General features: G+C 43.3%; 19 protein-coding genes, 1 pseudogene and 1 other annotated feature. Of the genes and pseudogenes, 9 read left to right on the top strand and 11 right to left on the bottom strand.

The annotated features are described in order from the left end of the window. Window positions 1-29: 29 nt before the first annotated feature. Together I6L24_RS12915 and I6L24_RS12910 are read right to left on the bottom strand one after the other, a co-directional pair. Entirely contained in the window at window positions 30-1,190 is a 1,161-nt protein-coding gene (locus tag I6L24_RS12915; RefSeq protein WP_005106588.1) for a hypothetical protein, read from the bottom strand. Between the two features lie 161 nt (window positions 1,191-1,351). After that, window positions 1,352-1,609, bottom strand: a complete 258-nt coding sequence (locus tag I6L24_RS12910; protein ID WP_005252210.1) for a hypothetical protein — start codon at window positions 1,607-1,609, stop codon at window positions 1,352-1,354. A gap of 361 nt (window positions 1,610-1,970) precedes the next feature. On the opposite strand from I6L24_RS12910, the gene pepN reads away from it, so the two are divergent. Together pepN and I6L24_RS12900 are read left to right on the top strand one after the other, a co-directional pair. Continuing rightward, the gene (gene pepN, locus I6L24_RS12905) at window positions 1,971-4,577 is read left to right on the top strand and encodes an aminopeptidase N (protein ID WP_216986632.1); all 2,607 of its coding nucleotides are present in this window, start codon (window positions 1,971-1,973) and stop codon (window positions 4,575-4,577) included. Window positions 4,578-4,793: 216 nt separating this feature from the next. After that, window positions 4,794-5,003, top strand: a complete 210-nt coding sequence (locus I6L24_RS12900; protein ID WP_004278836.1) for a hypothetical protein — start codon at window positions 4,794-4,796, stop codon at window positions 5,001-5,003. A 33-nt stretch (window positions 5,004-5,036) separates the two neighbouring features. Here I6L24_RS12900 and I6L24_RS12895 read toward each other — a convergent pair whose 3' ends face one another. Continuing rightward, a complete protein-coding gene (locus tag I6L24_RS12895) occupies window positions 5,037-5,483 on the bottom strand; it encodes a universal stress protein (RefSeq protein ID WP_004278835.1) in 447 nt (148 codons plus the stop codon). A 136-nt stretch (window positions 5,484-5,619) separates the two neighbouring features. Beyond that, complete coding sequence (locus I6L24_RS12890) at window positions 5,620-6,063, bottom strand: universal stress protein (protein ID WP_004278834.1); 444 nt, start codon at window positions 6,061-6,063, stop codon at window positions 5,620-5,622. Between the two features lie 266 nt (window positions 6,064-6,329). Here I6L24_RS12890 and I6L24_RS12885 point away from each other — a divergent pair, with 266 nt between their 5' ends. Together I6L24_RS12885 and I6L24_RS12880 are read left to right on the top strand one after the other, a co-directional pair. Beyond that, a complete protein-coding gene (locus I6L24_RS12885; RefSeq protein ID WP_216986146.1) occupies window positions 6,330-7,316 on the top strand; it encodes an alpha/beta hydrolase in 987 nt (328 codons plus the stop codon). A 90-nt stretch (window positions 7,317-7,406) separates the two neighbouring features. After that, window positions 7,407-7,751 (top strand): SMR family transporter, encoded by a 345-nt coding sequence (locus tag I6L24_RS12880; protein WP_216986145.1) that lies wholly within the window; start codon window positions 7,407-7,409, stop codon window positions 7,749-7,751. Between the two features lie 39 nt (window positions 7,752-7,790). Here I6L24_RS12880 and I6L24_RS12875 read toward each other — a convergent pair whose 3' ends face one another. The 4 genes from I6L24_RS12875 to aceR all read right to left on the bottom strand — a co-directional run bounded on the left by I6L24_RS12875 (window position 7,791) and on the right by aceR (window position 11,768). Next, window positions 7,791-8,966, bottom strand: a complete 1,176-nt coding sequence (locus tag I6L24_RS12875; protein ID WP_216986631.1) for a benzoate/H(+) symporter BenE family transporter — start codon at window positions 8,964-8,966, stop codon at window positions 7,791-7,793. A 109-nt stretch (window positions 8,967-9,075) separates the two neighbouring features. After that, window positions 9,076-9,735 carry a leucine efflux protein LeuE gene (leuE, locus tag I6L24_RS12870; RefSeq protein WP_216986144.1) on the bottom strand — a complete coding sequence of 220 codons (660 nt, stop codon included), beginning with the start codon at window positions 9,733-9,735 and terminating at the stop codon, window positions 9,076-9,078. A 75-nt stretch (window positions 9,736-9,810) separates the two neighbouring features. After that, the gene (gene tal / locus I6L24_RS12865) at window positions 9,811-10,788 is read right to left on the bottom strand and encodes a transaldolase (RefSeq protein ID WP_184413259.1); all 978 of its coding nucleotides are present in this window, start codon (window positions 10,786-10,788) and stop codon (window positions 9,811-9,813) included. A gap of 89 nt (window positions 10,789-10,877) precedes the next feature. Continuing rightward, window positions 10,878-11,768, bottom strand: a complete 891-nt coding sequence (gene aceR, locus I6L24_RS12860; protein ID WP_216986143.1) for an HTH-type transcriptional regulator AceR — start codon at window positions 11,766-11,768, stop codon at window positions 10,878-10,880. 98 nt (window positions 11,769-11,866) lie between these two features. On the opposite strand from aceR, the gene aceI reads away from it, so the two are divergent. Next, window positions 11,867-12,304: a chlorhexidine efflux PACE transporter AceI gene (aceI, locus tag I6L24_RS12855; RefSeq protein WP_216986142.1), complete on the top strand. Its 438-nt coding sequence runs from the start codon at window positions 11,867-11,869 to the stop codon at window positions 12,302-12,304. A gap of 424 nt (window positions 12,305-12,728) precedes the next feature. On the opposite strand, the gene I6L24_RS12850 is transcribed toward aceI, so the two are convergent. Then, complete coding sequence (locus tag I6L24_RS12850; protein ID WP_004781677.1) at window positions 12,729-13,223, bottom strand: IS630 family transposase; 495 nt, start codon at window positions 13,221-13,223, stop codon at window positions 12,729-12,731. A 47-nt stretch (window positions 13,224-13,270) separates the two neighbouring features. Next, window positions 13,271-13,576, bottom strand: coding sequence for an IS630 transposase-related protein (locus I6L24_RS12845; protein ID WP_000122230.1), 306 nt, complete (start codon window positions 13,574-13,576; stop codon window positions 13,271-13,273). 63 nt (window positions 13,577-13,639) lie between these two features. On the opposite strand from I6L24_RS12845, the gene I6L24_RS12840 reads away from it, so the two are divergent. The 3 genes and pseudogenes from I6L24_RS12840 to I6L24_RS12830 form a co-directional block, all read left to right on the top strand. Further along, entirely contained in the window at window positions 13,640-14,269 is a 630-nt protein-coding gene (locus I6L24_RS12840) for an LVIVD repeat-containing protein (RefSeq protein WP_228733323.1), read from the top strand. A 47-nt stretch (window positions 14,270-14,316) separates the two neighbouring features. Further along, a protein-coding gene (locus I6L24_RS12835; protein ID WP_216985949.1) for an IS3 family transposase occupies window positions 14,317-15,536 on the top strand; the annotation gives its coding sequence in 2 pieces (ribosomal slippage) (window positions 14,317-14,593 and window positions 14,593-15,536; 1,221 coding nt in all). Continuing rightward, window positions 14,592-14,708: a sequence feature (AL1L pseudoknot), on the top strand. (Overlaps the previous gene by 117 nt.) Before the next feature lie 36 nt (window positions 15,537-15,572). After that, a pseudogene (locus I6L24_RS12830) lies at window positions 15,573-16,856 on the top strand (hypothetical protein); the annotation flags it as partial. A 49-nt stretch (window positions 16,857-16,905) separates the two neighbouring features. On the opposite strand, the gene I6L24_RS12825 reads toward I6L24_RS12830, so the two are convergent. Continuing rightward, complete coding sequence (locus tag I6L24_RS12825; RefSeq protein WP_216986141.1) at window positions 16,906-18,423, bottom strand: acetyl-CoA C-acetyltransferase; 1,518 nt, start codon at window positions 18,421-18,423, stop codon at window positions 16,906-16,908. Between the two features lie 240 nt (window positions 18,424-18,663). On the opposite strand from I6L24_RS12825, the gene I6L24_RS12820 reads away from it, so the two are divergent. After that, entirely contained in the window at window positions 18,664-20,055 is a 1,392-nt protein-coding gene (locus I6L24_RS12820) for a 3-oxoacyl-ACP reductase (protein ID WP_004645432.1), read from the top strand. Window positions 20,056-20,077 lie beyond the last annotated feature (22 nt).

Below are 20,077 nucleotides of genomic sequence, written 5' to 3'. Positions count from 1 at the left end.
AGAATAGGAGAAAGATTCGTTGTATTCGGTCAGCGGGTAAAATAATGGTCTTGATGCTTGCAGCTACGACAGAACAGGCTGACATAGTCACTGGCATCATAATCCACCGACAGTTCCTGTGAGCCGCAGTGCATACAACGTTTCTGGGAATAAAATTTCAGGCGGGGTTCGATCTTGTGCCACGAACGCCATACTGGCTGAAAGAAGATATTTTCATCATAGCCCAGAAAACGATAAAACAGGATTTCGCTCATCTTGCTGAAAGCTAGTTGCGGTGGACGTGGCAGGGTAGAGGTTTCCCATTTTTCCGTCACTGAACGTTCGCGATACTGCTGCAAGGTTTTTTTCAGCAGATTGGTATTAATAAAGTTTTCATTGCGAGGCTTGAGGGCTTTTTGTTTATATAGATATTCCAGCCCGGTCTGCACCAGATAATAAATCTGACCCACAGCCAGTACATCCAAAAGACGATAGCAAAAGGTCTGAAAGCTCTGATTTCCGGCAATTTGCACATTCCAGCTACGACAATAGAATTGAGCAAACTGAATGATTTCTTCATACAGCAGGCAATAGAGTGCATCTTTGACTTCATCTGCACTTTTAAAGGGCACACCTTGGCTCAGGTTTTGATAAAACCAATTGCGCAGCTGCTGGGTAATGCTGAACAGGGTCGGTTCAGAATAGCCATCCAGTCGCACATTAATATAATAATGCTGATTTTCCTGCTGGAGATCTTTGGGAATCAGAACCTGATCCCGGATCAGGCTTTTCACCAGACCATGTTGGAACAGATAATTGGGACTGATGGAATAATATCGAATTTGATGCCAGTCAATATATTCGCGGTGCTGGCTATATTCCTGAACCTGTTCATCCAGAATCGCAAGTAAAAACAGTTTATTGATAAAACTGAGCTGATTCAGCTCAAGAACCGGCCGATCCTGCTTTTTATGATATTGACGGTTTTCCTGTAAACGGACTTCCTTGAGCATGCGTTTACGCTGCGCCAGACATTGTTCGCAATAACAATTGTGCTTTTGATCGGAGTAAAGCTGATGCTGGCAATGGCTGCATTCATGATAGCTCAGCTCCTGATCATATTGTTCTGCCTCAATCCAATACATCGATGCCTTACACAATGGGCAGTGGGTACTTTCATCAAGCTGTTTTTGCAGAACACTGAATACCATGGTCGCGAGCAACTCTAGAATGGACGGGCATTTGATTATACACGGCTGATGAGATGCAAACGTAGTGGACTGGTGCAATTTTTCTAAATCAAAAATAGTCACCCAAACAGGAGAAGAGCTACCGAAGTAGCTCTGATTTTAAAAACATGAAATGACACTTTTTAAACCGGGCAGGGTAATGTGTCGTCCTCCTCGCCGCGATGTTTGGCATGAATTAAGGCCTGAACCTTTTTAGAGGGAACTTTTTTGGTACCCAGTGCATCGTAGGTGTTGAGAATGGCAGTCACTTCATGAGCCTGAAGCGGAATACCTTCACAGCTCATCAACAGTGCAATCACTTTATGATCAATATTGGCCTGATCCAGGGTCTGCAGAGTTTTAATATTTTCGATCCGTATTACATGCTGTTTTAAATACATGACTCACCTCATCATCGTTATCATTATTCTTTCATTGGAAGTGTGGAAAAACACAGTTTAACTGTAGCAATAAGTGTGCTCATTTTTTAATCTGCATTTATGCGGTACTCTGCAAATAAAATTATATATTTTTAAATCAGTTATTTATGAAAATGTAAGAAATTATGATTCTGACTATTTTTATGGCACAGATATTTCTTATGTAGAGCCGAGTGCTGCCCATTTAGGCAGAATGCATTGAAAGTGGTGCATGAAATGCCCATATTAGATCTGACAATACAAATGCACAGACAGCGTTTCAAACTTGGCGTATGATTTTGACATGAACAATGTCGAACACGATAAAAGATTAGGACAGGACATGAATATTGCGGCAAACTCGGTGATCGAAGCGGATCAAACCATTTATTTAAAAGACTATCAAAAACCTTCCTTTATTGTTGATTCCATCGACCTGAATATTCAAGTCTATAGTGACCACAGTCTGGTCAGCAGCAAGCTAGAGATGCAGCGCCAAACTGCTGGCGATCTGGTTCTGCTTGGCCGCGATCTGGAGCTGCAATCGATTCGGTTAAATGGTCAAATCCTGAATGCAACTGACTACAGTCTTGATGCTGAACAACTGGTGATTGCCACTGCGCCTGATCAAGTGTCGCTTGAAATCGTGGTTAAAATTCATCCTGAAAGTAATACTATGCTGGAAGGTTTATATCAGGCCAGTTCAGATCTGTTTGTGACCCAAAATGAACCAGAAGGTTTCCGTAAAATTACTTTCTATCCAGACCGTCCTGATGTGTTGTCGGTCTTTACGACGCGTGTCGAAGCAGATAAGAAATATCCGGTTTTGCTTGCAAATGGTAACCTGCTGGAAACAGGTGAAGTCGATGCCAATCGTCACTATGCCGTGTGGCAGGATCCGACCAAGAAACCGAGCTATTTGTTCGCCTGTGTCATTGGTGATTTGGCAGTGATGAAAGATTCCTATGTCACATCGGAAGGCCGCAATGTAGCTCTGGAAATCTACGCAGAAGAAAAAGATATTCCAAAATGCAAGATCGCCATGGAAGCGCTCAAACATTCCATGCGCTGGGATGAGGAGCATTATGGTCTGCCTTATGATCTGGATAACTACATGATCGTGGCGACCAGTGCATTCAACATGGGTGCCATGGAAAATAAAGGTCTGAATATCTTCAATACTTCATGTGTGCTGGCCGATGAAGAGTACACCACTGATGCTGCTATCATGCGAGTGCAGTCAGTCATTGCGCATGAATATTTCCATAACTGGACTGGTAACCGGATTACCTGTCGTGACTGGTTCCAGTTGTGTCTGAAAGAAGGCTTGACCGTATTCCGTGATCAGTCTTTCTCGGAAGATTTACAGTCGGCTGCAGTACAGCGTATTGATGATGTGGCAGTTCTGAAAGCACATCAGTTCCCGGAAGATTCAGGCCCATTGTCGCATCCACCGCGTCCGGATCATTTTGTAGAAATTAACAACTTCTATACTGCCACTGTTTATGAAAAAGGTGCGGAAATTAACCGCATGATGGCGACCTTGCTTGGCAAGGAAAAATTCCGTCAGGGAACCGATGAATATTTCCGCCGTCATGATGGTCAGGCGGTAACAGTTGAGGATTGGGTGGCCGCGCTTACAGCAGGTTCAGGTGTGGATCTTTCAAACTTCCTGACCTGGTACAACCAGCCAGGTACGCCTAAATTGCAAGTAAAAGCTGAGTACGATGTTGAGACCCAAATCTATCGTCTTCACTTCAAGCAAAGCCTGAAACCGCATGCCAAATACCCGAATCTGAAAGCAGTTCCAATTCCAGTGGCTTTGGCATTGTTTGATGCTGAAAGCGGTGAGCAGCTAACGCTGAACTCTGAGGCACTCTTTGAAAATGGCGTCAAAGATGGCGTGTATCTGTTTGATCAGGATGAAGCCACGATCGAATTTAGCGGTGTGACAGCAAAACCGGTGGTGTCCTTGCTGCGTAATTTCTCTGCACCGGTGAATCTGGACTTTGACTATTCAGAAAAAGAACTGGCTTTCCTGTTGCAATACGAGACCAATGGTTTTAACCAGTGGCAAGCAACTCAGACCTTACTCGAGCGTATCTTGCTGGATGACCAGCCTGCAGAAATTTATATCGAGGCTATGCTCAATACCTTGCCGGATGTGATTGAGAAAGATCCGCTGTTGGCATCACGTCTGTTTGATGTACCGTCGGAAGGTTATTTAGGTAGCCGTATTGATCAGGATTATAATCCGGTCATGATTCAGGAAAAGCGTGAGGCTTTGCTGCATACCTTGGCACGTGCTTTTGGAGAAACAGCGAAAGAAACTTATCTTAATCTGGATCCTGATCTGCAATCTGAATTCTCACAAGCGATGGGTGTGCGTGCTTTAAGAAATATTATGCTGACGATGATGGCTCGTCAGGGAGATGCATTTGCCTTTGATTTAGCCTATGAGCAATATCACACGGGGAATATGTCTGAACGTTTGGGTGCGCTGAAAGTCTTGGTCTGGAATGATGCACCACAAGCAGAAGAAGCTTTGGCAGATTTCTATAGCCGCTTTGAAGATGAGGCCTTGTCTTTAGACCAATGGTTTATGGTTCAGGCAGCGCATCCAAAAGCAACGGACGAAACCATTGCGTATCTGACCCAGCATCCGGATTATGATCTGGCGGTGCCTAACCGTATCCGTGCAGTGAGTGGTGGTCTGAATGCCAACCCGGTCAATACCTGGAGCTTTGGTGTGCAGCATTTTATTGGACTGGCAAAATATCTGGACGAGAAAAACCCGATTGTAGGTTCACGTTTGCTACAGGTATTGTCACGCTGGTATACCTTGGCAGAACCGCAACGCAGTGAAGTAAAAGCACAGCTTGAAACCTTAAAGCCACTGGTTAAATCTAAAAATGTGTCTGAGACACTCAATAGTATGCTCAGCGTATAACATCAATATTCATAAAAAACCGGATCGACCTGATCCGGTTTTTTATTTCCTGTGTATTTCAAACGCTGGCTTTAAATACAGTTGAATTTCTCTAAAGGCCTAGGTAAGTACCAAAGGGTGTTACAGTATGATTATACGGAAAAGAGTATTTGTTTATTAAGCTGTAAGCAGGGTAAAAGGATCTTAGAGATCCACTTACTGGAGGTCATTTAAGATATGTTAGTGAAAATTGAAGATGGTTTTTATTTAAATAGCCAGCATATTATTGCCGTACATGTCAGCAAGAATCCTGAAAATGGCTTACTTGAAATCTCCATTCAATATACGCCGCATTCCATTCAGCAGGTCGGAGAATACAAAAAAGTATTTCAAAGCCAGCTTGATGCTGAAATTTTCTTAAGTGAACTCAATCAAAAGCTCCGTTAAAAGCCTGCATCATGCAGGCTTTGATCAAGCATATTATTGTCTGACAATGAGTACTGGAATAGAGGAAAGTGCCAGAACATTCTGAGCGACACTGCCCAGCATGAGTTTTTGCAGGCCTTTACGACCATGTGAACCCATAATGATCATATCGGTCGGGGATTCATTTGCAGCCTGCATAATGCCTTCTGACGGTGCCATGCCATGCAGGATTTTTGTCGTCACCTGTATACCATCACGAACAAAGTTCAGTTTCAGTTCATTTAAACGATCCAGTGCATTTTGTTCTGCATGCATAAAGTAATCTGTGACTGCTGGAGCAACTTTGTAAAAATCTACGCCCTTAAAGGGATCCACCGCAATCACACTGAGTAAAGTGACATGGCTATGAAATACTTTGGCCAGTTCCAGGGCATGATCTGCGGCAGCATAGGAAATCGAGGACTCATCGAGTGCTACGAGAAGATGATCATAGTTATTCATGGTGCTTCCTCATATTTATTCTTGCAGGAAAGGGGGAGTGTGGTTTGAGCGAGTAAATCTCCACAGCATGTTTTGTTAGACTTTCAAATGTAAAAGTAGCAAGTACTGCGCATCTTGAAGATGCGCAGCATCAGGATTACTTTTTCACGATTAGTACGGGAATTTCACTCGCACCTAAAACATCTTGTGCAAAGCTGCCCAGAATCATTTTCTGGAAGCCCTTACGGCCATGAGAACCCATGACAATCAGGTCTGCTTTCACTTCACCTGCGGTTTCAGCAATATGCTCTGCATTGACTAAACCTGTGACAATACGGGATTGCGCTTCAATACCTTCACCGGCTGCGATGGCAGTGGCTTCTTTCAAAGCCTTTTTGGCATTGGCATGTGCCTCGATAAAATATTCCTTCATGATGGAGGAGCTGTAATAGAAATCAGCCTCGGTAAAAGGATCTTCTGCGATCAGGCTGATCAGGGAAAGCTGACTACCGAATGCCTTGGCAATTTTGGCAGCATGTCGTACTGCAGAAAAGGAAATTTCTGAACCGTCCACTGGGACTAAAATATGTTGATAAGCCATGGCTTTTCTCCGCAGGTTGTCTGATTATTAGGCTTGGTTTATTGATAGCACAGTGCTGTGGCGGGTGCAATTGCAAAAAAGCGGTAAAATTGAAAAAACTTATTAAATTACAAATATTTTTCATGTAAAAGTGATGAAAAAAACAGAGTAAAAAACTCGGAATTGCAGTTTTCATGATCAAAAATAAGAGCATGAATAGTCCTAGTTTACAGCAGGATGGTTTAAACTGCCGTAGCCTATTTTTAGATCATGTATAGGGGACTGTTTTGAGGTTTTTTGCCATTCATCTTTTGCTCATAAGTTCAGTTATTCTTTCCGGCTGTCAAACCGCACAGAACACTAAAGTCATTGCCGGTGCTTTTAACCTGACCACAGGCTTGCAGCAAAAAGTGATGGACCGTTATGCGCCTGGTACGGTTATCGTCCAGCAAAATATTACCTATGCGCCGCAGCAGAAATTATCTCTGGATCTGTATCAGCCGCAGAATATTGCCAGTATTGGACCACGACCGACCATTGTCTGGATTCATGGCGGCGGCTGGATTTCAGGTTCCAAAGAACATGCACGCGGTTATTTCAAGCTGCTGGCGGCACAGGGCTATAATGTGGTATCCGTACAATACCAGTTTGCACCAAAAGCGACCTATCCTAGCCAGTTACACCAGATCAATCAGGCACTTGAATTTCTAGATACCTATGCAGACACCTACCAAATTGATGCCCAGAACTTATATCTGGCCGGAGATTCTGCCGGGGCGAATATAGCTAGCCATTACGCCGCGCTTTTGACCAATCCTGTATTTGCCAACCAATCCGGTATTCAGCCTCATCTGCAACCCGCGCAGCTTAAAGGTTTAATCTTGCATTGTGGAATTTATGACTTGGAAGCATTTGCCAGCACAGCGCCTGAAGAAATGAAAATTATTGAATGGGGTGTCTTTAACCTGATTCAGGCTTATACCGGCGATCGTAAATATGATGCCGAGTTTTTAAAGCAGATTTCTCCGATTCAGTATATTACGCCGTCTTATCCGCCCGTGTTCATCAGTGGCGGGAATAAGGACTTCCTGACCGATACTCAGTCGCTACCATTTGTAAAAGCTTTGAAGGAACAGCAGATTCCTGTGACTGAAATATTTTATCCAGAGTCTAAGGCCTGGCTCATTCATGAATATCAGTTTTTTATGGGCAAAAAGGAAAGTCAGCAAACTTTTGTCAAAACCCTGGATTTTTTACATCAGCTTTCCCCGTGAAGAGAAAACTGTGCAAAATGAATCTCTCAAGATTGATCGTGTCAGATCGTCCCGACAGCAATCATTGAAAAATAGTTTGGAGTTTAAAAAATGAATCCTGTGTCATGGGCATATTTATTGTTGGCATTGGCTATTATTGCCGAAGTGACTGGATCAACATTTCTGGTGAAGTCTGAAGGCTTTACCCGATTATGGCCATCTCTGGCAGTAGTCGTTTTATTCTGTATTGCGTTTTATTTGCTGTCTCAGGTCATTAAAGTCATTCCTTTAGGCATTGCCTATGCGATCTGGGCGGGAGTAGGCATCGTTCTTACGGCAATCGTGGGCTATGTAATCTTTAAGCAGGCGCTGGATTTGCCCGCTTTTATCGGGATTGCACTGATCATTTCCGGTGTGGTGGTGATTAACTTGTTTTCTCAAACTACAGGGCATTAAAAAGGCAGACAAGGTAGCTGCCTCATTTCTACAATAAGCTTATGCCACTTGCGGTTTCAGCTTAAACAGCAAATAAACCATCAAACCAAGTAGCAGTCCCCAGAAAGCTGAACCAATCCCAAAAAACTGGATATTAGAGGCGCTAAACAGGAATGTCATCAGTGCTGCTTCACGGTCATGACTGTCCTGAAAAGCCAGTGCGATATTGTGGCCAATGGTGCCAAACAGGGCAATGCCCGCCAATACTGTAATCAGAATAGCGGGAAAAGCCATCAATAGACTGGTCAAGGTCGCAGCGAAGAAACCCATCAGAATATAAAACAGGCCGCAGCTCATACCGGCAATATAACGTTTGGCCGGATCGGGATGTGCTTGAGCATCCAGACTGACTGCCGCACTGATTGCGGCAAGATTGACACTAAAACAGCCAAATGGTGCCAACATCGTCTGTGTAATGCCCGTCCAGCCCAGAATAGAATTTACTTTCGGCGGATAACCATAACTTTTGATGACGGCGAGTCCAGGCAGATATTGTGATGCCAGGTTAATCACCATCAAAGGCAAGGCTAATCCTAAAACAGCCTGCAGACTAAATTCAGGTGTAATCCATACCGGCTGGGCAATACTCCAGTTCAGTGCAGGAATAGTGAAATTAATAAAGAAAGGACAGAGAGTAATAGCCATTAACACGGTAATCACGATGCTATAGCGCGTACTCAATTTTTTAGAAACCAGATAAATCGCCAGTACACAAAGCACAAATTCCCAAGACTGTTGCAGACTGCCAAAGACCGAGATACCAAATTTCAGCAAGACACCTGCCAGCATGGCACTGGTCAAACTTTGTGGAATAAACTGGAAAATTCGCTCGAAAATTCCAAAAAATCCTAGACAAGCGATCAGAATGCCAGAAATCAGAAAAGCGCCAATTGCTTCCCCCAGACTATAGTGACCGGCAGAAGCAATGACCAGCGCCAGACCGGCAGTCGACCAGGCGGTTGAAATCGGATAGCGATATTTCCAAGAAAGCAGAAACCCGGAAACTCCAATGCCGATACCCAGTGCCCACAACCAGGAGCTGATTTGCGCGGCATTGGCACCCAGGCTTTGCGCAGCTTCAATGACCAGTACGGCGGAAACACTGATACCAATCATGCAGGTAATAAAACCGGCCATGATGGCAGGAAAGGAGAGATCTTGTAAAAGTTTTGGCATCATCCATGACACTATTTTTAAATGCGTTTAAATCATACGCTTTTCACGTATCAACACAATGTTTTTAACAATTTTATCCAGAGGTCTGGTGGCTTGAAGCCGGTCAATACTAGAAAGTTGAAGTCGCCAGTTTAAGGCCAAAACCACAAAATAGAATCCCGACCGCCGCGACACAGCTGGCAGTCACTTTATAATTTTGATTGAAATAGGACGCCAGTTTTACACCAGAAAAAATCAGGATTGACAGATAGGTCATACTGATCAATTGCAGGATCAGAGCCAGTAGCGTGAACGTCAGGGCAGGATAAGGATAGGCAGGATCGACAAACTGCACAAAAAAAGACAGATAAAACAGAATCGCTTTGGGATTTAAGATGCTAATCGTAAGTGCGGTACGAAAGGGATGAACAGATTCTACCGTATCTGGAGTCGTCTTTTTAATCTGGACGCGTTGTGATGACTTTTCCGGAAAGAAAGTCTGGTAGGCCGCAATGATTAGCTTGATACCCAAGTAACTGAGATAGATCGCTCCAATAACTTTCAGTGCAATAAACAGTACCGGAAAGGCATGCAGTAAAGAAGCTGCTCCCAATGCTGTACATATAATCAGGATCAGATCGCCCGTATAAACCCCCAAGGCACCCATATATCCCGTCTTAATCCCAAAGCGCGAAGCAATCGACATGACATACAGGGAATTCGGCCCGGGCAGTAGCACAATCAACGTGGTTCCAATGATAAAGGTCGTTAGATCTGTGATACCAAACACGAAAAACTCGCATGAACAAAAAAGCCGATGCGGCATTATAGCAACATCGGCTTGGAGAAATTTGCTAAATTTTCTTTAAATCTCAGTGGTACTCAGGAAAGTTTCACGTAATAAAGCAGCCAGTTGCTCACGGGCTTTAATGAAACCGTCAATGCCGCCTTGCAATAATTCACTGGCCATCGGATCCTGTTTCAGTTGTGCTTCAAAATCGGCAGGGCTGATTGGGCTGAGTTCACCTTGAACTTTAATATCTTTGGCTGAGAGTTGGGCCTGCACTTCACGCTGATCATTTTCCAGTTCGGCCAGCAGGTTTGGTGCTACCGTGAGCAGGTCACAGCCGCTCAAGCCTAGAACCTGATCAATACTGCGGAAGCTGGCACCCATGATTTCAGTCTGAATACCATGCGCTTTATAAAATTCATAAATACGCTTAACCGAAAGTACACCCGGATCTTTTTCAATCGGGTAAGACTCAACGCCTTCAGCTTTTTTGTACCAGTCCAGAATACGGCCGACAAAAGGCGAGATTAATGTTACTTTGGCATCAGCACAGGCATGGGCCTGATGCTGACCAAACAATAAAGTCAGATTGGTATGAATGCCTTGTTCTTCCAGTGCTTTCGCTGCCTGAATGCCTTCCCAGGTAGACGCGATCTTGATCAGAATGCGGTCTGAGTCAATTCCATATTGCGCATAAAGTGCCAGTAACTCTTTGGCTTTGGCAATGGTAGCTTCAGTATTAAAGGACAGCGAAGCATCGACTTCCGTTGAAACACGACCTTCAATCAGTTTTAAGATTTCTACACCGAATTTGACCGTCAAAATATCAATGGTACGTTCAATCAGGGCATCATCTGTATAGCCTTCTTGCTGGGCCTGCTGAAAAGCAGCTTCAATCAAAGCCTGATTTTCAGGTTGTTTCGCTGCTGCAGTAATCAGCGATGGATTGGTGGTTGCATCAAGCGGACGAAATTTTTCAATGGCACTCAAATCACTGCTGTCTGCCACAATGGTCGTCAAGTTTTTTAATTGGTTTAATGCAGTTAATGTCATTACGATCTAGTTCTATGGTTATTGCTTATGCTTTCTTATATATCATAAATGGCCGGTTTACCAAGTAGACTGTCGTTGAATTTCTGTGATTAATGCCTAGTTTTACGTTGTTTGCGCAAGTGATTAATCAAAAAATGAGCAGCTGTGCCTAATCGGGTTTCCCTGCTCCAGACCAGGTCAACAAAATATTCAAACTTTGGGGTGAAATCGAGCAGGTTGAGAACCTGTAACTGATCTTGCAAATGTGGCTGCTCATTCAGCATCTCGAGTGGCAGCACGCCCCAGCCCAGACCTTGCCGTATCATGCTGCAAGCCGAGTGGTGATTGTCGGTCCGCCAGTAGTGTCTTGAAAAGAGCAGTTCCGGTTTAATGGTACGATCCCGACTGGCGACCACAATCTGCCTGTTTTGCAAAATCTGTTCATAACTGACTTGATCGAACTGACTTAAGGGATGCTGTTTAGCGACTACAGCCACCAGTACCTCACGTTTCAACTCCACAAACTGTTCCCGTGTTTCCAGCTGTTCGCGTTCAAACATTAAAGCCAGCTGCGCTGAACCTTCAAACAGCATACGATGTGCATCTTCCTGAGGTGCACTAAACACATTGATTTGCAGTGCAGGAAATTCCTGTTCCAGCAACACGATATAATCGGTCCAGCGTGTATGCAGCAATTCTGAAACCACCACAATATTCAGTTCAGATTCCAGGCCTGAACTTAGGGCTTGAGCATGCTGTTTCCACTGGTTCATCTCGACCAGAAGTTGCTGGGTTTTTTCATACAGCACCTGCGCCTGTGCGGTCGGTTTCGGTTCACGACCTATACGCTGAAACAGTTCTAGATTTAGGTCAATTTCCAGATTGGCAATGGCCATGCTGACTGCTGAAGGGACTTTACCCAGTTGTCGGGCAGCCGCAGAGAAGGAGCCAGTTTCCATCACGGTTTTAAACATCAGTAACTGTTCTTGATTAACATTCATAATTTTATCTTTCATTTTTATTGATAGATTCTAACTCGAATAGTCAGATTTAAAGAAATAAACTTCCTGAATCGTGTAAAAAACTGAGCTGATTTGATATGTTAATTTCCAAAAGAAGACTGATTCATGCTGCCTTATATGAAGGCATTTTGCTGGTCGTGATCGCTGTCCTACTAAGTACATTGATGCATATGCCGCTTGAGGTCACTGGTGCACTCGGGATTGCTATGGCCGTGACTTCAGTATTCTGGAACATGCTGTTCAATCACTATTTTGAAAAGTTTGAAGCCAGACATCATTTGAAAAGAACCATTAAAGTGCGAATTGCTCATGCAATTGGCTTTGAAGGCGGTTTGATGCTGGCGACCATTCCGATGGTGGCTTATGCCTTACACATGAGTCTGGCTCAGGCCTTTTTGCTGGACTTAGCTCTAACCCTTTGTATTCTCGTATATACCTTTATTTTTCAGTGGGTTTATGATCATCTAGAAGCCAGACTGGGGCTACAGCCGGATTATCGGAAAATCTCATCATAAAATACGCCATAAAAAATACCACACAGTTCAGACTCCCTTTTCAGAATGCGAAAGGTGAAATATTCAGCGATGAGGACTTGATCAAGTCCTCATTTTTTATGCTCGAACCCAACTGAAAATTAAGCTATAAGACTTTGATTTTTTATTTTAATTTTTAAATTTATTGGGGAATTCAATGCTATTTAGACGAGCGATCTTGTCAGTGTCCATCGTGTTGCTGATGTGGGGGTGGAGGAGGTGAGAGCAGTACGCCACAGCAGACGCTGCCGGATCCAGTGACACCCCCCCGGTTCGGGTGAGCAACTGAGCAAAATTGCGGAATTTAAGGTTCTGGATGTGGGTTCAGAATTAACAGCAGGGAATTTCGGTCTGGCCAGCTGGAATCCCACCGTCATGGTGGTAAATGGCGATGTCCTTTATATAGTCAAACTACTTTATTATTCATACAAGATTCGAAAAAAACTCGAAATAACTCATCGACTGAGTCGATCAACCATTCTTTACGCTTACGTTTAACCCATGCCCACATGTGTTCTATAGGATTTAAATCAGGGCTGTATGCAGGAAGCCAAAGAATTTTATGCCCTTGTTGTTCCAATAACTCCTGAATATCTGCTCTTTTATGAAATGCTGCATTATCCATAACCACTACACTATTTTCTGGTAATGCTGGTATGAGGAATTGCTCAATCCAAAAATGAAAAACATCTGAATTGATTTTGCAGTCAAATAAACCGACTGAAAATAACTTACCCTCATGGATTGCTCCAATGGCATTGGTCTGATTCTTTAATTGCCAATTATATTGCCCTAAACAGGGTACTCCTTTTCGTGAGTAGCCATGAGGTCTATAATCATGTGACTTAAAACCACTTTCATCCAGATAAATAATCGGATGGTTTTTTTCTAATTCATTCACTTGCAGAATAAATTTATCCCTAAGCTTTGTATCTGCTTTAGGATGGCTTAACGTCTTTTTTTAACTGTAATATTTAAGCGCTTTAATGCAGCACCAATAGATGAAACACCACAATTAAAACGTGCAGCACGTTCATATTGATAAGCATCAGGATACTTTTCAACATCTTCACGTAAAGCATCATCGTTAATTTTAGAAGGTTTACGTACACGAGTTTTTTTAATCTCTATACGTTTCTTCCATTCAACAATGGTATTTTTATTAATTTCAAATTGTGCAGCTACCGCTCGAATAGAATAACCTTCCTCAAGCTTAGCTAAAATTTTACGTCTAAAATGTTCTGAATAACTCATTGCACCATTGTATTGGTTTTATAATGATTTGACTATATTGCCAATAGTCAGGCCGAATCGAATATGTTGCGTTATGACTTAAAACAAAAACGTGCACTCAGTTCCATAGATCCTATGAAAATTCCGGGTCTGGTCAAAAAATGGGACAGTCTGAATGATCTGGAAATTCATGCAGGGCGTTTATATGTGGCCAACTATGGCTTAAACCGAATTGATATTCTAGATATTAGTGGTGAGCAACCGAACTTCATTACGGCACTCGGCACAGGTGTATGGTGGGGCGATGCGCTTAATTATGCGCTGGTACATAGCAATGCAGTGACTGCTGACGATCGCTATGTTTATGTACCTAATATTGAAGGCCGGATCAATGTCTGGCGTCAAAGTGATGTGACTGCGCAAAATCATTTAAAGGCCCGCAAATTTGCACGGCTCAGCTTGCCGGGCTGTGCACGCAACTGTAATGCACGTATGGAGGTCATGGGCGACTATCTGTACACCAGTCTGCCCGATGGTATGACTTATGTCCACGATATCAATCAGATTCAGAAAAATGGAAATAATATTGCGCCCATTTTAACAGAAACCAATTTGTCGGCAGTCATGCATCGCCATAACGATGGCTTGGTCTATGTATCACGAAATGATGGAACTGTAAAAAGCTACCGGGAAAAATCTTTTAACTTGGAGTGAACCGTACCGGGTTTGTCGGAGACTCAATATTCTGAGAGACTATTCCGATGAAAAAACCAACCTATACCCCCGAAATTAGAGAAAGAGCGGTTCAATTACTAATTGAATCTGAAAAAGATTATCCTTCTACTTGGGCTGCAATCACAGCAATTGCGCCTAAGATTGGTTGTACTCCTGAAACACTTCGTGCCTGGCATCAAAAGCATTTAGATCAGCAAAATCCTATTAAAGTACAACAGATATCTGATCAAGAAAAAATGAAGCAAATGGAACGTGAAATTAAAGAATTAAAGCGTGCCAATGAAATTCTACGTAAAGCAGCCGCTTTTTTCGCCCAGGCGGAGCTCGACCGCCCACACAAATAATGGTGGATTTTATCCATAACAATAAAGACTTATATGGTGTTGATGCGATTTGTAGGATTTTACCGATCGCAGCTTCAACCTATTACCGAACTTTAGATCTCGCTGACAATCCAGAACATCGAGCGAAACGAGATCTACATGATAAGCATCATGCTGAACAAATTAAACGAATTTGGAAGGAAAGTTCAGGTCGATATGGTGTACGTAAAGTTTGGCAAAAATTGAAACGTGAAGGCTATGTTATTGCACGTTGTACAGTTGCTCGATTGATGCAGAAGCTAGATATACAAGGTGTTTGGCGTGGTAAGAACAAACAAACTACCCGCAACCGAGATGATCAAAAACGAGCAGATGATTTAGTGAAACGTAATTTTAGTGCTGATCGACCTGACCAATTATGGGTCAGTGACTTTACGTATATTCAAACTCATTCAGGCTGGGTCTATACCGCCTTTATTATTGATGTGTTCTCACGAGCAATTGTTGGATGGAAAGTATCTACACGAATGAATACAGATATGGTGCTCGATGCACTTGAGCAAGCATTGCACGATCGAGGCATGCCAAAGAATGTGATTCATCATTCCGACAGGGGTGTGCAATATCTTTCGATTCGCTATACCAATCGTTTAGAAGCAGCAAATTTACGAGCATCAGTCGGTACAACTGGTGATTCATACGATAATGCTTTGGCTGAAACGGTGAATGGCTTATACAAAACAGAGGTGATTGAATATTTAAAAGCAGATTGGCAAGGTTTAGCAGATGTACAACTTGCGACACTAAACTGGGTAGATTGGTTCAATAAAAAGCGTGTACACAGTGCACTGGGTTATGTGTCGCCTTTTGAGTTTGAAGCAATGTACTATGATAAGATTAACCCGTTAGGTCAGGTGGCTTAACTTAAATAAAAAAGTCTCCGACAAACCCGGTACGGTTCAGAGTCTATCTTACCCAATAAAAGTGTAGATACTTTCCGAGATTATATTTTAAAAGGGCAAAACCAGAGCAGTCGACTGGCCAAGGCTAGCGATCTTTATATTTATGGTCAGAATCTAATACACATGGCCAATCAGAAAATTCATATTCTGCCAATGCTGACCCTGCAACAGAATAAATCCACCCAGCTAAACCAAGCTATGATTTTAACCGAATCTAAAGCACGCGAGAGAAGCCGTGTTTTGCAGGATGGTGAATCATGGGAAATCTTGACTAATAGCAGCCAGCGTCATGTTTATATGAACCAGATTTTATCGGCAACTCTAAATGGCAACCACCTGCATGTGCAAAGTTACAGTGCTGTGCCTGTACGTGATTTGCAGATTCGTGCCAAGATTAAAAACTCAGAAGACTGGGTGATTCTGGCTAAGCTGGATCAGTTGACGCCATTTTCGAAGGCAAATTTTGATCTCAAGTTAACCGATCAATCCCGTTTCCCGTTGCTTGATGGCACAGGCTCGATCCAGCTGGCAGGTCTGAGTCAGACCACGCAAAATCCAAGCAATGTTTTTGATCTGAAAATTAGCTCTGAGACTGATGAGCACGTTAAAAAGCTGAACCAGATTAAAGCCAAATGGAAAATTTATTTCGGTACCTATGATGAACCGAATAAATGGTGTCGTATTACGCCGGTCTATGCCCGGGAATGGGTCATGATGATGACTAATCTGGCCTATATGCTCAGTACTCCAGAATTTGAAACCTTATGGTTTAACCATAAAGCGGTCATGGGACACGATTTTTTGGGCAATGCTGGTCAGGTAGAAGGGCCGAATGGTTTCTTTCAGCCAGAAGATTATGTCCGGATCTATCGGGAAATTCTTAACCGCAATGAAATTAATCTTGGCATTACCAATATGGGTGGTGGTTTAGGAGGTGGAGCAGTCTTGGGAGTGGATACCTGGTTGTTCTATGGCCATTACAGATTATCTGGTTATCGAATTATTGCACATGAATTTGGTCATCATTGGGGCGGACATAACAGTGCATGGGCCATGTCGGATTATGGCTTTGAAGCTGTGGTCGATTGGTTAAACTTCTATTTCCAGCGCCGTCCAGGCTCAATTCCTTATATGGATCCAAATGTAAATGCTTTTCATTTGACGCCGGACAACGCACTTTGTCAGGGTGTGAACCAGAATATGGTGAAAGGCGTGGCATCGACTGCACCATGGAATAAAGTAGATGAGTATTTTAAAAATAACCCGATGCCAAATCAATAAGTCATAAAAAAGCCCCTCATTTGAGGGGCTTTTTTTATAGTGGGAACAATTATTTTTCAATAATCGCCGTTACACCTTGACCACCGGCTGCACAGATCGACACCAGTACGCGGCCTGAACCTTTCTGGTTAATCAGTTTTGCTGCTGTCGCAATGATACGACCGCCAGTTGCTGCAAACGGGTGACCGGCAGCAAGTGATGAACCTTTCACGTTCAGTTTGGCACGGTCAATTGCACCCAGTGGAGCGTCTAAACCTAAACGCTCTTTACAGAATTTCGGATCTTCCCAAGCTTTCAGCGTAGACAATACTTGAGATGCAAAAGCTTCATGAATTTCATAATAGTCGAAGTCTTGCAGTTTCAGACCGGCACGCTCTAGCATACGTGGTACTGCATAAGCAGGCGCCATCAACAGGCCTTCTTTTTTCTCGACAAAGTCAACTGCAGCAGTTTCCTGGAAAGTCAGGTAAGCTAGCACTTCATGACCGTTTGCCTTCGCCCATTCTTCAGAAGCCAATAGCACACAAGAAGCACCATCTGTTAGCGGTGTAGAGTTACCCGCTGTCATGGTACGTGCATCACCTTTACCAAAAGCAGGTTTAAGTTTTGCCAGCTTCTCAACTGAAGAATCAGCACGCAGGTTATTGTCACGTTGAAGACCCAAGAATGGTGTAATCAGGTCATCAAAGAAACCTTCTTCATAAGCTGCAGCCATTTTCTGGTGTGAAGATGCAGCCAGTTCATCTTGCGCTTCACGGGAAATTCCCCATTCCAGTGTGGTAATCGCCTGATGATCACCCATAGACAGACCTGTACGCGGCTCACCATTTTTTGGTGCATCCATAAGGTCTTTCACATTGATTTTGGTCAGTGCTTTCAGACGGTCTTTTGCAGTTTTCGCAATGTTTAGCTCAAGTAATGCTTTACGTAAACCGTCACCAAAAGCAATCGGTGCATCAGAAGTCGTATCTACACCACCTGCAATGCCTACTTCGATTTGACCTAAAGCAATCTTGTTGGCAACAAGAAATGCCGCTTGCAAACCAGTACCACATGCCTGCTGGATGTCATAAGCAGGCGTTTCAGGTGCAAGGGCAGTATTTAGTACACATTCACGGGTCATATTGAAGTCACGGCTGTGTTTCAGTACTGCACCCGCAACCACTTCACCTAAGCGTTGACCTTGCAGATTAAAGCGTTCAACTAGGCCGTTCAGGGTTGCTGTGAACATATCAGTATTGGATGCCGTAAAGTAAGCACCGTTAGAACGTGCAAATGGAATGCGGTTACCACCAATAATAGCAACGCGGCGAACTGTATTTTGGCTCATGTTTGGTTCCTGTTGAACAGAAGTCTGTGTTATAGATGTTGAATCTTGTTGGCTTGAAGTCGTTTTTTTGGTACGTGCAGATGTACTGCGTGTACGTGTGGTTTTAGCCGGACTTTTTTCTGTGGCATTGGCTGTATCAGGATTTTTAGTGCTACGCTTGCTACGCGTTGATGGTTTTGACACAGTTTCTGTCGCAGAGTTCTCGACTGCTGGATTATCTTGAGTTGTTTTGCTCATAAGGCTTTACCAGGCAAATAGATCGTCTTCTTGGCGGTTACATTAGCATAGAAGAAGATAAGCTGTATTGACTACAATGACATTACAGACTGCGCTTAGGTCAAGTCATCTGCCTGTTATCTCAAGTATGATTGGGCGGAAACTGGTAGATCTATTGAAATATAAGTGTCTGGCATCATACTGAAGTTTAAGGATAACTTTAGATCAACCAAAAATTAATTTGTATGAGAGATAATAAACATGACTGATCAGTACCAAACTTTTGCAAAATCTCCTATTGGTAAATTTGTCATTAAAAATTTGGGTCTGCCATCCCCAACTTCTTTAGAGCGTTTTGAGTCTGCTACACCTGTAGTCAAAGGTGCAGTATTGTTTGGAGCAGCACCGGCAAGTACCTTGACTGGTGCTATTGCTCAGGTTCTGGCAAATATTCATGCCAATAGCTATGCAGGTAACAATGCTGAATTACAACAGGCTGCTGCATCAGCTGGACTGAATCTGGGTGCATTTAATCCAGGCGATAAAGAATCAAAATTCAAAGTTGTCATTTTTGATGCTTCAGGAATCGAAAACTCAGAACAGTTAAAATCACTTTATGATTTCTTCAACCCGATTGCACGTCAAATCCAAAGTTCTGGCCGTGTCGTGATTGTAGGAACTACGCCTGAAACTGCTAAATCAGTCAGCCAGTCCATTGCTCAACGCGCACTGGAAGGTTTTGTAAAATCTGTGGGTAAAGAGTTTAAAAAGGGAATTTCAGCGAACCTGATCTATGTAGATGCTGGTGCTAAAGCAAATCTTGAGTCTGCTTTACGTTTTGCAGTTTCTCCACGGTCTGCCTATGTTTCTGGTCAGGTGATCCGTGTTTCACCAGCTGAAAAAGTAGACGTAGACTGGACTAAACCATTAGCAGGCAAAACTGCTGTAGTAACCGGTGCGAGCCGTGGTATTGGTGAAGCGATTGCTCATGTATTGGCACGTGATGGTGCACATGTCATCTGTCTGGATGTTCCGCAGCAGCAAGCGGACCTTGATCGTGTAGCCGGTGAAATTGGCGGTTCAACTTTAGCTATTGATATTACTGCTGCAGATGCAGGTGAGAAAATCAAAGCGGCAGCAGCTGAGCAGGGTGGTCTGGACATTATTGTGCACAATGCCGGTATTACCCGTGACAAGACTTTGGCCAATATGAAGCCTGAGCTATGGGATCTGGTGATTAACATCAACCTGTCTGCGATTGAACGTGTAAATGACTATTTAATCTCCAACGATGGTCTAAATGCCAATGGTCGTATTATCTGTGTATCCTCAATTTCAGGCATTGCAGGTAACCTGGGTCAAACCAACTATGCAGCGTCTAAAGCGGGTGTGATTGGTGTGGTGAAATTCACAGCACCAACTTTAAAAAATGGTATAACCATTAATGCCGTTGCACCGGGCTTTATCGAAACACAAATGACGGCTGCGATTCCATTTGCGATCCGTGAAGCGGGCCGCCGTATGAATTCGATGAGTCAAGGCGGTCTACCTGTCGATGTTGCAGAAACGATTGCAATGTTTGCTGCTACTGCATCAACAGGTTTAAATGGCAACGTGATACGTGTATGTGGTCAAAGTCTTTTAGGGGCTTAAAGCATTCAAATTCTCTCTTGCG

It is taken from the genome of Acinetobacter lwoffii (assembly GCF_019048525.1).
GTDB lineage: Bacteria > Pseudomonadota > Gammaproteobacteria > Pseudomonadales > Moraxellaceae > Acinetobacter > Acinetobacter lwoffii_K.
Note: the sequence above shows the minus strand (reverse complement) of the source record. Positions and strands in the feature narration are given on the sequence as shown.